This window comes from Vibrio sp. CB1-5 (assembly GCF_059412285.1).
Genome location: NZ_JBJHPB010000018.1, coordinates 57,602 through 71,207 on the forward strand (window position 1 = coordinate 57,602; position 13,606 = coordinate 71,207).

Annotated in this window: 14 protein-coding genes; 8 read left to right on the forward strand and 6 right to left on the reverse strand. The window is 43.4% G+C overall.

All coding sequences use genetic code 11. The features are described 5' to 3' along the window. Nucleotides 1-98: 98 nt before the first annotated feature. Nucleotides 99-1,292, forward strand: a complete 1,194-nt coding sequence (locus ACJB0T_RS13700; RefSeq protein WP_479293169.1) for an acetate/propionate family kinase — start codon at nt 99-101, stop codon at nt 1,290-1,292. Nucleotides 1,293-1,413: 121 nt separating this feature from the next. Then, entirely contained in the window at nt 1,414-2,898 is a 1,485-nt protein-coding gene (locus ACJB0T_RS13705) for an EAL domain-containing protein (RefSeq protein ID WP_479293171.1), read from the forward strand. Here ACJB0T_RS13705 and ACJB0T_RS13710 read toward each other — a convergent pair. Further along, nucleotides 2,888-3,739, reverse strand: a complete 852-nt coding sequence (locus tag ACJB0T_RS13710) for a patatin-like phospholipase family protein (protein WP_479293173.1) — start codon at nt 3,737-3,739, stop codon at nt 2,888-2,890. The genes ACJB0T_RS13705 and ACJB0T_RS13710 overlap by 11 nt on opposite strands. Nucleotides 3,740-4,043: 304 nt before the next feature. Here ACJB0T_RS13710 and ACJB0T_RS13715 point away from each other — a divergent pair, with 304 nt between their 5' ends. Continuing rightward, nucleotides 4,044-5,093: a cysteine synthase A gene (locus ACJB0T_RS13715; protein WP_479293175.1), complete on the forward strand. Its 1,050-nt coding sequence runs from the start codon at nt 4,044-4,046 to the stop codon at nt 5,091-5,093. A gap of 88 nt (nt 5,094-5,181) precedes the next feature. Here the strand turns inward: ACJB0T_RS13715 and ACJB0T_RS13720 are convergent, their stop codons facing one another. After that, a complete protein-coding gene (locus ACJB0T_RS13720; protein ID WP_479293176.1) occupies nt 5,182-5,523 on the reverse strand; it encodes a hypothetical protein in 342 nt (113 codons plus the stop codon). A 49-nt stretch (nt 5,524-5,572) separates the two neighbouring features. After that, nucleotides 5,573-6,292 (reverse strand): hypothetical protein, encoded by a 720-nt coding sequence (locus ACJB0T_RS13725; RefSeq protein WP_479293178.1) that lies wholly within the window; start codon nt 6,290-6,292, stop codon nt 5,573-5,575. A 368-nt stretch (nt 6,293-6,660) separates the two neighbouring features. On the opposite strand from ACJB0T_RS13725, the gene ACJB0T_RS13730 reads away from it, so the two are divergent. Further along, entirely contained in the window at nt 6,661-8,067 is a 1,407-nt protein-coding gene (locus ACJB0T_RS13730; RefSeq protein ID WP_479293179.1) for a DUF1214 domain-containing protein, read from the forward strand. A gap of 88 nt (nt 8,068-8,155) precedes the next feature. Beyond that, a complete protein-coding gene (locus ACJB0T_RS13735; RefSeq protein WP_479293180.1) occupies nt 8,156-9,094 on the forward strand; it encodes a LysR family transcriptional regulator in 939 nt (312 codons plus the stop codon). Between the two features lie 151 nt (nt 9,095-9,245). Here the strand turns inward: ACJB0T_RS13735 and ACJB0T_RS13740 are convergent, their stop codons facing one another. Beyond that, nucleotides 9,246-9,476, reverse strand: coding sequence for a hypothetical protein (locus tag ACJB0T_RS13740; RefSeq protein ID WP_479293182.1), 231 nt, complete (start codon nt 9,474-9,476; stop codon nt 9,246-9,248). A gap of 555 nt (nt 9,477-10,031) precedes the next feature. On the opposite strand from ACJB0T_RS13740, the gene ACJB0T_RS13745 reads away from it, so the two are divergent. The 3 genes from ACJB0T_RS13745 (at nt 10,032) to ACJB0T_RS13755 (ending at nt 11,926) form a co-directional block, all read left to right on the forward strand. Further along, a complete protein-coding gene (locus ACJB0T_RS13745; RefSeq protein ID WP_479293184.1) occupies nt 10,032-10,652 on the forward strand; it encodes a hypothetical protein in 621 nt (206 codons plus the stop codon). 114 nt (nt 10,653-10,766) lie between these two features. After that, complete coding sequence (gene hchA / locus ACJB0T_RS13750) at nt 10,767-11,618, forward strand: glyoxalase III HchA (RefSeq protein WP_479293186.1); 852 nt, start codon at nt 10,767-10,769, stop codon at nt 11,616-11,618. A 68-nt stretch (nt 11,619-11,686) separates the two neighbouring features. Then, nucleotides 11,687-11,926 carry a putative quinol monooxygenase gene (locus tag ACJB0T_RS13755; protein ID WP_479293188.1) on the forward strand — a complete coding sequence of 80 codons (240 nt, stop codon included), beginning with the start codon at nt 11,687-11,689 and terminating at the stop codon, nt 11,924-11,926. Here ACJB0T_RS13755 and ACJB0T_RS13760 read toward each other — a convergent pair. Together ACJB0T_RS13760 and ACJB0T_RS13765 are read right to left on the reverse strand one after the other, a co-directional pair. Continuing rightward, a complete protein-coding gene (locus ACJB0T_RS13760) occupies nt 11,898-12,803 on the reverse strand; it encodes a hydroxymethylglutaryl-CoA lyase (protein ID WP_479293190.1) in 906 nt (301 codons plus the stop codon). The two genes, ACJB0T_RS13755 and ACJB0T_RS13760, sit on opposite strands and share 29 nt — an antisense overlap. Further along, nucleotides 12,800-13,597 carry an enoyl-CoA hydratase-related protein gene (locus tag ACJB0T_RS13765; protein ID WP_479293192.1) on the reverse strand — a complete coding sequence of 266 codons (798 nt, stop codon included), beginning with the start codon at nt 13,595-13,597 and terminating at the stop codon, nt 12,800-12,802. The genes ACJB0T_RS13760 and ACJB0T_RS13765 overlap by 4 nt, the downstream gene beginning before the upstream one ends. Nucleotides 13,598-13,606: the final 9 nt, after the last annotated feature.

Genomic DNA, 13,606 nt, shown 5'->3' on the forward strand with positions numbered 1-13,606 from the left:
CTTAAAAGAAAGTTGAATGATTCAAAAAATATTGAATAATACAAATCAATGTAAGGAAGTCGTCTTCCATCCATGCTCAATAACAGGATACCCCCCCAATGTCGAATTCGTTTGTTCTCGTAATCAACTCTGGTAGCTCATCGCTGAAGTTTGCAGTGATTGATGCCCAAACTGGTGAAGCTGTACTGTCTGGTCTCGGTGAGTGTTTCGGTCTTCCAGAGTCTCGTATGAGCTGGAAATTCAACGGTGAAAAAACTGAAATCGCAATCGAAGGTGATGACAGCCACCACAAAATTGCTATCGGTAAACTGGTAGGTCTAACTGATGAACTGGGCCTGCAAGAGAGCATTGTTGCAGTTGGTCACCGTATTGTTCACGGTGGTGAGAAGTTCACACAAACTGTACGCATTAATGAAGAAGTGACAGCTGAAATTGAAAAACTGGCCGATCTTGCGCCTCTTCATAACCCAGCAGGTGCTATCGGCATTCGCGCTGCAATGGAAGCATTCCCGTCGCTGCCGCAGTTCGCTGTATTCGATACTGCATTCCACCAGTCTATGCCTAAACGCGCGTACACTGGCGCTATCGCAAATGAGCTATATACCGATTACGGTATCCGCCGCTACGGCTTCCACGGTACGAGTCACTATTTTGTGAGCCGTGAAGCTGCGAAGATGATTAACAAGCCAGTTGAAGAAGCAAGCTTTATCTCTGTTCACCTTGGTAACGGCGCATCTGTATGTGCAATTAACAACGGTGAGTCGGTAGACACCTCGATGGGCTTTACGCCGCTATCTGGTCTTATGATGGGCACACGTTGTGGTGACCTAGATCCTGGCATCATCGAGTACCTTCTTAAGAAAGGTTGGTCACAAGACAAAGTGTTCAATGCACTTAACAAGGAGTCTGGCTTCCTAGGTGTGTCTGGTCTAACGAGCGATGCTCGTGGCATTCTAGAGGCAATGGAGGAAGGTCACGAAGGTGCAGCGCTCGCATTCCAAGTATTTACTTACCGCGTATCAAAATATATCGCTTCTTACCTAGCGGCTCTAGACTCGTTTGACGGCATCATCTTCACTGGTGGTATTGGCGAAAACTCTATGCCAATTCGCCGTGAAATTCTAAACAATCTAAAGCTTCTTGGTTTTAAAGAAGATGTGAAGGGTAACGAAGATGCTCGCTTTGGTAACGCAGGTGTTGTTGCGAAGTCTGAGATGCTCAATGCTGTAGCGATGGTCATCCCAACTAATGAAGAATTTGTGATTGCTCAACAGTCAGTGGAGCTTTTGTAATCATTTGATACCCCAATATCTTATGATCCCTCAACCCGAAGTATCTCACTTCGGGTTTTTTGTGTTATTCGATATAGACATCGTTTATGGTTAGAAGATTAAGGTAAAAGACTGGAATGATATGTTTGGGTTGAATACGACGAATCGAAGCGTACTGTTTTGGGCAGCAGCTCTTGCACCACTCGTCTTAGTTACTGTGACGCTTTTAGTGCTAGCGTTGCTGAGCGTGAAAGACACGATTCGCCAGCTGGGTGATGGGTATGCGAATGCGTACAGTAGGATCGTATACAATGTCTCGATGGAAAACAAAGCCGCTCTGGTCGCACCAACCAATTGCAATTATCTTCAACAAGTTTTGCGATATGAGCGTGAGATTCTTGAAATGCAGATTGTTTCGGACGGCAGAATTATCTGTTCATCGCTGGGAAATGTGATAAATCGTTCAATCGTTGACTTGGGTAATTTAACAGATGAACCACAATCGATGGAACTCGTTCCGATGCCAAGATCGCAAGATACGACGGTTGCCGTGATCAATAGAAGGGTCCTCAATGATCAAGTTTATCATGCTGTGTCATTACTCGCGGTAGACTATATGCGAGCTAATTTAGGCTATCGAACTGAGCCTAGGCTCAAGTCTGCGGCACTCTTTATTGGCGAACAGTTCACACCGAGTGACTCAGTCAGAAACGATGGTTTGTTTGCGTATACGGCGAGTACAGATATTCCAGGTCAAGAAATTCAACTTATTGCCAGTATAGAGTTAATTAAAGAAAAGGGTTGGTTCTATTTCTTAGCCGCGATACCAAGCACCTTAACCGCTTATATGGCTCTTTTTTATATCCGTCGTCTCCTTTCACAAAGCTCGGGTATCTATAGCGACGTTGAGAATGCGGTCAAACACAAGCAGTTCGTATTACATTATCAACCTCAGTTCGATGTACTTAGCGGCAAAGTCAGTGGAGTTGAAGCTCTGGTTCGCTGGAGCCATCCAGAGCGTGGTCTTGTTTATCCAGATGTCTTTATCCCTATTTTGGAGGAGTGTGGGTTAATCAATTCATTAACTGATATTGTCGTCGACAAAGCGATTAGTGATTTTTCAAAAATTTCTTTGTCGCGGCCATTTCACCTTGGTATCAACTTTCCACCTGGTTACTTTTTAGTTAAAGATAGATGCGAGAAGCTGATATTTCACGCCGAGCAGCTTAAAGCTAATGGGATCACTCTGGGAGTTGAAATAACCGAGCGTCAGTTGCTTAGCCGTCAAGCCAAGAGCGCAATCAGTCACTTAAGATCTAATGGGTTAGAAATCTTGATTGACGATTTTGGTACGGGACAAACTTCGTTGTCAATGCTCGAGTCAACGCCAATAGATTACTTGAAAATCGACAAGTGCTTTGTTGACTCCATTGGGCATAACAGTGTAAACGTTCCTGTGCTTGATGCGATCATTTCGATGGCTCAGTCTCTAAACCTCAGCTTGATTGCAGAAGGGGTAGAGCAGTTGGAGCAAGCAAATTATCTCAAAGCAAAAGGCGTAGCAGTACAACAAGGCTATTTTTATGGCAAACCAATGGAAATTACCGCGTTGAAACTTAGCGAGTAGACGGGGCTTGCTGAACAGCGTCTCGCGCCGCGCTCAATCCCATTTGATACCCTGCTTCAAGTTTCTCTTTGTTTGTCGTGAGCCTTCCTACACAGAAGCTGTCATCGGGTGTAATAACATTGATTGTGCAGTCCTTTGGAGGATGATTAATAAATGCCATCGTTTGGTTGTATTGCTTGGCACGACTAATCATGGCCTCTGCGAGCTGTGGTGTGTTTCTCATAATCTGACGCAGTATCCAAGGTGCCTTTGGGGGACGCTTCATGTAACCTTGCTTTTGAGACAGAATCACAGTAATGACTCTCGCGCCTTTGTTGTATGCCTCAACAACTGGGATAGAGTCAGCCACTCCGCCATCAATCATTTTTCGGCCTTCGAAACTGATAGGGGTTCGGTAAGCAACAGGCAGTGAACAAGATGCTTTGAGTATGCGTTCCAAATTACTTTCAGTGCCTAATGTATAGACGGGAGAGCCCGTCGTGACATCTGTGGTTACGATATGGAAAGGGGTCGACTGTTGATTAAAAGCTTGCATGTCATAGGGGTAGTGCAACGCAATATGATCCCAGAGCCAGTCAAGATCTAGCCAATGGCCACCTCTGGCAAATTTACCGAAGTTGATAAACTCACGCCGGCAAGAGTAGTCGGATATGATGGTGTAGGTTCGCCCACGCTGATTTGATAGCCAAGAAGCGATGTTAGTGGCGCCTGCAGACACACCAATACAAAAATCAAATGGCTTGTAGTTGTGGTCGATAAAGCCGTCCAAAACCCCAGCAGCAAATATGCCTCGCATCGCGCCGCCTTCAACGACCAAAGCGTGTTTTGTTTTGAGTGTCATCTCTATTCGATTCCCTTTTATTTTTGCAGCTCCCTTGTCGCCACTTTAAACTTATCAAATGGGTTATTGTAAAGCTGAACTATCACCAATTTTGTGGTCCGTTGAGTAGATACTCTCATCTAACATATCAAAAATTGGGTAATTTGCTCTATTAATTCCGTTTCTGTCGATGTGACAAGTAAGTCAACCTGTCACGTCGCCCCGGCTAACTCCTAGTCTTGACTCCACACTACGTGCGGCTAAGCTTATGAAGTTCAAGTAACAAATCAATTAATTAGTGAACCTGATAACACATGGAGCGGTTATGTCATTTGCCCGTATCGCAAGTAATGTTAGTGAACTCATCGGTCATACCGACTTAGTCCGAATCAATAGTCTTTCCGAAATGTCCGGCTGTAACATTCTTCTTAAATGTGAACATCAAAACCCAGGAGGCTCGATAAAAGATAGGGCAGCGCTGCAGCTCGTGAAAGATGCGATTGATAGTGGCGAACTTAAACCGGGGATGACGATTGTTGAGGGGACTGCTGGTAATACTGGTATTGGACTGGCATTGGTTGCCAAATCAATGGGTTACAAAATGTTGGTTGTCATGCCAAAAGGTCAAGCGCAAGAAAAAGAGCGTATGGTTGCTCTACATGGTGCGGAACTACTGTTGGTCGACCCTTGTCCTTTTTCTAACCCTGATCATTTTTATCATACCGCTAAGCGCATCGGTGCCGAGCACGACGATTATTGGTGGGCAAATCAATTTGAAAACTTAAGCAATTACCGAGCTCACTATTTACATACAGGGCCAGAGATCTGGCAGCAAACTGAAGGCAATATTGATGCACTTGTTACTGTCGCTGGGACGGGCGGAACCATCGCAGGAAATTCACATTACTTGTCGCAGCAGCAGCCAAACTTAAAAACTTGGTTAGTCGATCCAGATGGCTCAGGCATTCATTCCTTTCTGAAAACGGGGCAATATCGATCGTCAGGAAGTTCGTTTACCGAAGGTATAGGAATTATGCGTGAGGTCGAGAACTTTAGGCAGGCGAAAATTAATCACGCAATAACATTGCCTGATCAGGATCTAGTGACGATCTCTCGGCTTGTCTCTGAGCGTGATGGTATATTGCTTGGAAGTAGTTCTGCGTTGAATGTAGCAGGGGCTTTGTATGCCGCCGCTAGAATGGGAAAAGGAAAGACGATTGTTACTTTCAGTTGTGATCTTGCTGAGCGCTCTTATTCCAAGTTATACAATGAAGAGTTTCTGAGAGAAAAGGAAATAGAACTCAACAAGGAAACTCTTGCCGAAATATGGTTAAGGTATCAGTCAGACGATGGCGGCATGGTGGTTGACGTCTAGTGTTTAGATAATAGGTCGTAAGGGCAAACCGGCAGTCCTTGCCAGTTAAATGGTCACTGCTCTTCGCTCTGGAAGTGATTCAGTTACTCTACCATGTTAAAACATTTCCTGTTTTTAAGACGTAAAAGATGATGCAGCCCGTTGATATAAGAAAAGAATAGACAGCTAGCCATTGAGTCAGTTTGGTTAAGATACTGACTTTGAGCAGTCGACCAATCAGGTTAGAGCGTGTGTTAGATTCAAAATATGAAAACGCGCAAACACCATTAAAGATGATCGAAATTGTAAAGCCAATTGAGGCAACTTTTAGTGCAATTGAGCTTTGTATTAAGACCGTCTCCCCAACAATCGAGAGATAAAATGCCATACTTGTGGCAGCAAATGCATGATGAATCCATTTACCGGTTTGATTTTTTATCGCTGAAGTCATTGATTTCCCGAGTTTGATTGCTACTTAATTCATAAGGCCATATAGCGGACTAGAGTTGGTAGTTGTATTCCAACCGTATATCTGTACTGTTGAGAGATTTACCCCAGTTTACAAACGCTCGCACGTTTTGTTTCGAATCAATTTGATAACTAACGGCCGCTTCATGCAGCAAACCAAATATTGATTCTAGTTGAGAGTTACCCCCCAATTGTGAAGAGTAAGTCGGGTTGTAGTTCATCCAGATTTTGTCAGTAATACTAAGCTTAGAATAAAGCCCAATAGTGGCAAAACTAGCGGGAACTTCATAGCCTGCATTGTCGTTAATGACTAGGCCAGCACCGGCCAATGGATAGAGCTCTAGCGAGCCGATAGCAGGTAGAGCTTGGATTAGAGAATATGAAGCTCGCCCAGCTTGTTGCTCGAAACTCCAATTCAAGTCAATTTGGCTACCGATACCGTTTAAAGTATTAACTTTAAAGTGACGATAACGTCCTTCATTAATAGAATCACTACCTTCCAAGTTTAGCGAATGACCCAATGCCCCTTTAAGTTCTAATACGTGCATTGCAATGGTGTGCGAATTGTTGGTGTCATATGCGTTGCCAAGTTTAATGTTAAGCCCTTTATCGGTAATGCCGCCTCCTATTTGCGTGTAGACAGACATTGGGTCACTCATATCTTGTAAAGCTTGCGAATCTGCAGAGTCTGTAGCAAGTGCGTTGGTATGAGTAAGTGCCAAGATTAATGCAGTAACTGTTTTCGTTTTCATGTTCGAGCCTTTTCATGCTAACTGCTCATCTTTGAGTAATAGACATGGTTTGTTTTGATGCTCAGTACTTGTCCGAAGTACTGTACTGGTAGCAAATGATAGAGGGCTCTTAAGCAGGAGAAAAATAACCAAATCATCGATAATGAATAACTGCTGGTTATTTTACTATCTCAAGTGAGGGGTACTTGAGTCACCAAAGGTGTAGTAATTACTTTTGGTTATATTTTAATGTCCAACAGGCAATTTTTTAGTAACGGATTAGCACGCTATTCTTACCTGGCTTCGACAAAGTAGAGCTTGTTTCGGTCGATCTTCTCGTTCGGTTTATCAAGTATTATTTATTCCTGCTCCGACTATTAGGTAAAGATATGAAAACTTCAGTTATTGCATTAAGCATTGTTATGTCACTGTCAACGGCGACTGCCTTCGCTCAACAAGAACCGAAACCACCAATTATGAACAATCCGATTGTAGTTCAAGAAATTGGGATTGAGATGTTAGAAGACATAGCGAAATGGGCTATGCCGGCGGTCTCTTTTTTCAATACGAAATACGCGATGGAGAAAGACTTTAAAGCGCCCACAGGAACAACCGTCTATTGGTCAAAGCCATTCGCAGATGAAGTACAGCTATTAACTCCAAATGATACGAGTTTATATTTTACAACTCAGCACGATATGAGTGATGGTATTCCTGTTGTGGTTGAAATACCACCTAACCAAGATGGTTTGAATGTATTTGGTTCTATTATGAATGCTTGGCAAACGCCAATTGAAGATGTTGGTCGGTTTGGTATTGATGCTGGAGAAGGGGGCGTGTACTTTATTACTCCTCCAGGATATGAAGGGGAGATCCCTGAAAATGTCATTCACAGAGAATCAAGCACATTTAATGTCGTAACTGGCTTTCGTATCACGCCTAAGTCATTTACCGATAAGGATTTAGCTGCGGCCGCTAAATATGGAAAAATGGCTAAATCTTATCAACTAGGCAGTGAAGCGACGTTTAAGGATGTTAGTGGGATTTACCACAATCCACTACCAAATTATGACGTTTCGTTCTTTGACCAAGTTGACTATGTACTTCAAGCAGAGCCATTACTGGCACATGATGCGCGTTTCCATGAGATGGCTAAGCAATTTGGGTTAGGAAGTGGCAGTCATAATATTTCTGTAGAAACTGGAAACATGGTTATGGCCAACGTGAAAACAGAATTGCTCGAGTTTTTCCGTACTGGAATTGGTCATCCAATGTTCAAGGGCGCTAATTGGCAGCTCCCGGTAGATATTACAAAAGAAGCCGTGACACAATTTACTTATCTACATGGTAATGAATATGATTGGCAGCGTCGTGCATTAACATTCCATTGGGCAATATGGGCTCCAAAATATCTTGGCGCAGGCACTTTTTATACGGTGAACCAGTTTGATGCTGATAATCAAGTCTATGATGGTGGCGAAACGTATGTCCTCTCTGTACCAAAAGACGTACCGGCTGCAACGTTCTGGTCTACAACGGTTTACTCAACCGATACATTTTCCTTTTACTCGGATGTTCATACGGTAGCATTGAACAGTTTACAAAGTGATTTAGAGGTTAATAAAGACGGGACAGTTGATGTGTACTTTGCACCCAGACTGCCGGAAGGTGTTAATCACGGTAATTGGATACCAACTAAGGAGGGTACCGAGTGGATGACGTTGTTCCGTTGGTATTCTCCAACACCAGAGCTTTTTAACGGTGAGTGGACGATGGGTAATATTTACAAAAAATAATAACCCTTTGGTACATGGAAGTACCTTACCTATTCACCCATAACTTAACTGTGATAACCTATTTAGAGGTCATAGATAGGGATCATTCATGAAAGATATTGAAATGTTGAGACTTGATTTTAATAGTCTAAAGTTGCTTAAAATTCTTGGTGAAGAAAAAAACACTAAACGAGCGGCAGAACGACTTTTCATTAGTCAGCCAGCGGTGAGTAAGTCACTTAAGAAGTTGCGAGAACAGTTCAATGATCAGTTGTTTACTCGCCGCCTGCATGGACTGGAGCCTACTCAGAAATGTGAAGATCTCCTTGCTCAACTTCCTGATATTCTCTCAAGGCTTGAATACTTATTCGAGCAGGGCACGAGCTTTGAGCCATCAACCTATACCGGAGAGATAAGCATACATCTCAATACTGTTCTCTATCACCCTATAATGGGAGCATTATTTTCTAAGCTCACAACCCTAGCTCCTAACGCTACAATACGCTTGGAGAACTGGTCAAATGATACTGAGCACAAGCTTAAAAATAACCAGGCGGATGTAGGTATTAACTTTGAACCGATAGAACTCTCAAAAGAAATCATTCAAAAACCGGTACGCTCTTCAAAAATTCGAGTTTGTTGTCGGAAAGATCACGCGCTAGTTTCACGGCCTGAATTCACCGCGGAAGATATTGCACTCAGCCCACTCATCTTAATGCTTATGCCGGACTATAATCCGGGCGATAACTATAGCGAGATTTACCTGAAGAGCAGGGGACTGACTCCAAAGGTACTATTACGCTCTGATAAAATGGAGCTATGCTTTGATGCTTTGAGGGCCCACAATGGACTGCTTCCTGTGAGTGAAATTGTAGAGCATATTCTACCTAATGATCTGACACTTTTATCATTGTCTCACCTTGATGGGATTCCAGATTACTCTATTGGTTGCTTTTACTCTCATCGAACTCGAAATTCACCTTACACATTATGGCTTTACGATGTGGTGTCTTCTGTTATCAATGAGTTGTTATCAGACAGTGAGTAGACGGTGCCGTAGTACAAGCTAACGAGTAATGAAGAGCTTGTGATTACACTAAGGCCAGTTGTGTGTTTTCAACTGGCCGGATACTTAAGTTCGAACATTTACCTGACAATATTACTCCAATTTTAGTTGACCACGACAAATACAAGCCAATTTATCCTTGCGTCGCTTTCTCAAACTTTCTGTTGCGATTAACGAACTTCATGACTTTCCCTTGCTTCCACATCATGATTCCGGTGATGGCTACGATGGGAACTAGGCCGAACAGTGTTACCGTCATGAATGATTCGTTGTTTTGCAGTGGAGAGTAAAGCGCCGCGCCTACGAACAATGCGCAAACAATATGTACCCATCTTAAAATCTGTCTCATTAACTGGCCGTTCATAATCTTTCTCCTTTGTTGTGTTCGGATAAATAATACGGGCTTATACGGCTGCCATTTTTGGATTGCGATGAAGTGTAATGTCATGGCGTGAATGGTTGTATATGAGGATAAATGGGAATGTTCTTTAGCTCATTGGACGATTGATAGCTAAATGATCATTCACGACTGATATCTTTGAGGTTATAACTATCGTCAATAGGAAGGCGATATCACTCGCGTTCTAGTGTCTGTTTTTTAATCCCTTTGGGTTTGAAAATATGAAATTTCTCGAAGTAAATTTGACAAAAAAGCACTGTTGATAATTTTGATGCTTTCGTAATTCTTTGTTTTTATTGTTGAATTTGTGTGGAGATTTGGCAAAGACCGGTTTAACGTCAGACAACTTTAGTTTTCGGCTTTTATACAGCTTGATGTCACTGACTCTCATTGTTTTAGCTCGTCTAGTTCTCTCTTTTTGTTGGTTTTGTAAGTTAGCACGCATAAGCAATTCTGGGTATGAATGAGCCATGAGTAATTTGCTATCTTTATAGAAAACCGAGACATAAGGGCAGCATCATGGAATTTGATTGGGTTGAATGGTTTGGTTACTTAGCATCTTTGGTGGTGCTGGTGTCTCTAACGATGACATCGATCGTCAAGCTTAGAGTGATCAACTTTATAGGTTGTTTACTGTTTGCAGCGTTTGCTTATTTTATTGACTCGTATCCAACCATGTTGATGAATCTTGGCATTGCCTGCATTAATGTCTACTATCTTCATCAACTTGCTGGCTCGAAAGACAAGTTTAAATTGGTGTCCGCCACCGTCGATTCTGAATACTTTGATCACTTTGTGGCAACCAATATCAAAGGCATTAAGCAACAGACCACAGTAAATGAACTAAGGGCAGGGAACTCAGCATTTTATATGCTAAGAAACAACGCTATTGCAGGTCTGCTGGTAGGGACGAAGCAAGACGATGGTGTGTTCAACGTTTGCTTAGATTACGTTACTCCAGAATATAGAGACTTAAAACTGGCTCAATATCTATATCAGACCAACCCAGAACTCATAAAAAGCCGCGGTATAAGTGTGCTTCGAGCAACGGCCAATACCTCAGAGCATAGCGACTATTTAATCAACGTTGGTTTTAACAAATTGGAAGGTAGCGACAATAGCTATGAAAAAAGACTGTAGTCTAACGACTCACGTGAACGTGATAGGTGAAACAGAAAGACTCGTTATCAAGCAGTTCTAATCCGTACTTTGGACTAGTATTTAGTATTAAACATATTGAAAAGGAAGCGAATTATGTTAAGGAACTTGTTAGGGTTAGCTCCAAAGCTTGAATTGGATGGCTCATATTCACCTTCAAAGGTCGCTTTGAAGCTTGCTACAGCAGATACGACAGATTACAAAGAAGTCGCATACACTCCGGTAAATAGCCCTAAGCGGAAAGTCTTAGTCATAGCGACGGAACAAAAGAACATGGAAATGAAAAATGGAAAGCTGTTTTCAACAGGTAATCATCCAGTTGAAACACTTGTACCCATGTTGCATCTCAAAAATGCTGGCTATGAGTTTGAAATATCAACGCCTAGTGGTAAGCCTGCAATTCTCGAAATGTGGGCATTCCCACAGAAAGACGAACATGTGAATTCAATTTACATTGAATATAAAGAGCAGTTTGAAGCCCCAATTAATCTAAGTGAACTTGTTGCCAATGGCCTGAACGCAGAAGACTATGCAGCAGTATTTGTTCCTGGCGGTCATGGTGCGATGTTAGGACTCCCTGGAGACGAATCTGTTGGTGCCGTTCTCAAGTGGGCGCATGACAACGAGCTATTTACAATTTCTATCTGCCATGGCCCGGCTGCTTTCTTGTCGACGAGCCAGACGGATTCTCAGTTTTTATATCAGGGATATAAGATGGCTGTTTTTCCTGATTCAGTCGACGCTCAAACCCCTATAATCGGTTACTTACCGGGTAAAATGCCATGGGGGGTGAGTGAGACTTTGAAAGGGCTTGGTGTTGAACTGGCTAATAGCAAGGCTGACAAAACGGTTTGCTGTGACCGTTTATTAATTACAGGAGCAAGTCCTTTAGCTGCGGATGCGCTAGGCAAGTTAGCCGCAGAAACATTAACGTCAGCGCGTACATAACTAATAAGGATAAGTGTCGCCCAGCCGACACTTTCTCTAGTCGTTGAACAGGCTAGCTACTTTCGGTAGTGATAGAAGCGCTGCACAAACACAAAGCACTGACCTATGCTGAACCTGGCTGTTTAGTGTTTACGGTAGAGCAAGATGTTAATGAGCCTACTCGATTCAGCGTTTACGAAGAGTTCGTAGATAAAGCCGCATTTGAGCATCATCAAGCGCGCGTTGCCGATTCCGATTGGGGACGAGTATCAGGAAACGTAAAGCGTTTCTACCAAGTATTCACCGATGAAGAACCTGAGCAAGCGTGACTTTTGATTGAGGTTCTTTATTGAGTGTATTGCAAATAGCCCAAGAAGCTTTAACGAGTGTGTTCAAATTAACACCAGTATTGATACCTAACCCGTGGCAAAGATATATCACATCTTCCGTCGCAACATTGCCACTGGCACCCGGCGCATAGGGGCACCCTCCTAATCCAGCAACGCTACTATCAATGGTGTTAATTCCCATAGTCAGCGCCTGATAGATATTAGCAAGGGCTTGGCCATAGGTGTCGTGAAAATGAACGGCGAGATCAGACAGAGATAGTTGATCAGCAACGGCTTCTATCATGGTCGCAATACGGAGCGGTGTGCCTGAACCTATGGTATCACCTAGCGATATTTGGTAGCAGCCCATGTCGTACATGGCTTTAGCAATATCAGCAACCTTGTTTGGGGAAGTCGCGCCTTCATAAGGGCAATCGACCACACAAGAGAGATAGCCGCGAACTTTAATATTGTGCTGCTTGGCTAGTGCGATGACAGGTTCAAAACGCGCCAAGCTTTCGGAGATCGAGCAATGAATGTTGTTTTGGCTAAAAGACTCGGAGGCAGAGGCAAATACCGCAATTTCATCCGCCTTGGCTTCTATCGCTGCTTCTAGGCCTCTAACATTGGGAGTGAGAGCGGAATAGGTGATACCAGGTTTGCGTTGAATGTTTTGGAACACTCGGTCTGAATCTGCCATTTGCGGAACACGCTTGGGCGAAACAAAGGCACCAGTCTCAATATAGCGAAGGCCCGATTGTGATAGCGAATCAATAAGGGCGACCTTAGCCTCTACCGAAACTTTGGGTTCATTCTGAAGCCCGTCTCTTGCGCCAACTTCGACGATGTTAACAGACTTTGGCAGCGTCATATTCATGGCTCATCTACCTTAGCACTCCAGTCAGGCGGTATTTTGTCAAAGAAGGCATTAAGGCCATGTTGACCCTGGGCTGAGACGCGGGCATTCGCTATCACCGTTGCTGTTTGACGAATAAGAGACGAATCAATCGCATTATTACATTGCCGGATTAGCGCCTTAGTGTCACGAATGGCATTCGGGCTGTTAGCAAGTACGCTGTTGATGAGCTGAACTAGGACATGCTCTAACTCATTAGCGTTGCAGAGTTGATGGTAAAGCCCCAACTCTAAAGCGGTGTGAGCTGATATCTTTTCTGCGCTTAACATATAGCGACGGGCAGCTCTCGCACCAATCGCGCGGATAGCGTAAGGCGCGATGGTCGCTGGTACTAAGCCAAGTTTTACTTCACTAAAACAGGCGATACTTGAAGGCTCAGCAACAACAATATCGCAGCAACATATAAGGCCTAATGCACCGCCAAAAGCGCACCCCTGTACCGCAGCTATGGTTGGAATCGGCAATTCATCGAGCGTAGACATCAATAAGGCAAGCTGCTCGGCGTCGGCAAGGTTGTCGTCATAGCTGCATTTGGCCATTGATTTCATCCAATTAAGATCGGCGCCTGTAGAGAAGTGTTTGCCTTTGCCTCTGAGTACTAGGCAGCGCACAGACTTATTTTCTTGAATTGAATGCAATGCGCCGATTAATGTTTGGATGGTTTTGGATGAAAATGCGTTTCCTTTTTCTGGACGATTGAGTGTTATTGACGCTACACCCAAGTCAGTAATTTCTACTATTAGATCTTCACTCATCGTGCGGCC

Coding starts and splice junctions, on each gene's coding strand:
- ACJB0T_RS13700 (WP_479293169.1), top strand. CDS start 99: ATGTCGAATTCGTTTGTTCTCGTAATCAACTCTGGTAGCTCATCGCTG.
- ACJB0T_RS13705 (WP_479293171.1), top strand. CDS start 1,414: ATGTTTGGGTTGAATACGACGAATCGAAGCGTACTGTTTTGGGCAGCA.
- ACJB0T_RS13710 (WP_479293173.1), bottom strand. CDS start 3,739: ATGACACTCAAAACAAAACACGCTTTGGTCGTTGAAGGCGGCGCGATG.
- ACJB0T_RS13715 (WP_479293175.1), top strand. CDS start 4,044: ATGTCATTTGCCCGTATCGCAAGTAATGTTAGTGAACTCATCGGTCAT.
- ACJB0T_RS13720 (WP_479293176.1), bottom strand. CDS start 5,523: ATGACTTCAGCGATAAAAAATCAAACCGGTAAATGGATTCATCATGCA.
- ACJB0T_RS13725 (WP_479293178.1), bottom strand. CDS start 6,292: ATGAAAACGAAAACAGTTACTGCATTAATCTTGGCACTTACTCATACC.
- ACJB0T_RS13730 (WP_479293179.1), top strand. CDS start 6,661: ATGAAAACTTCAGTTATTGCATTAAGCATTGTTATGTCACTGTCAACG.
- ACJB0T_RS13735 (WP_479293180.1), top strand. CDS start 8,156: ATGAAAGATATTGAAATGTTGAGACTTGATTTTAATAGTCTAAAGTTG.
- ACJB0T_RS13740 (WP_479293182.1), bottom strand. CDS start 9,476: ATGAACGGCCAGTTAATGAGACAGATTTTAAGATGGGTACATATTGTT.
- ACJB0T_RS13745 (WP_479293184.1), top strand. CDS start 10,032: ATGGAATTTGATTGGGTTGAATGGTTTGGTTACTTAGCATCTTTGGTG.
- hchA (WP_479293186.1), top strand. CDS start 10,767: ATGTTAAGGAACTTGTTAGGGTTAGCTCCAAAGCTTGAATTGGATGGC.
- ACJB0T_RS13760 (WP_479293190.1), bottom strand. CDS start 12,803: ATGAATATGACGCTGCCAAAGTCTGTTAACATCGTCGAAGTTGGCGCA.
- ACJB0T_RS13765 (WP_479293192.1), bottom strand. CDS start 13,597: ATGAGTGAAGATCTAATAGTAGAAATTACTGACTTGGGTGTAGCGTCA.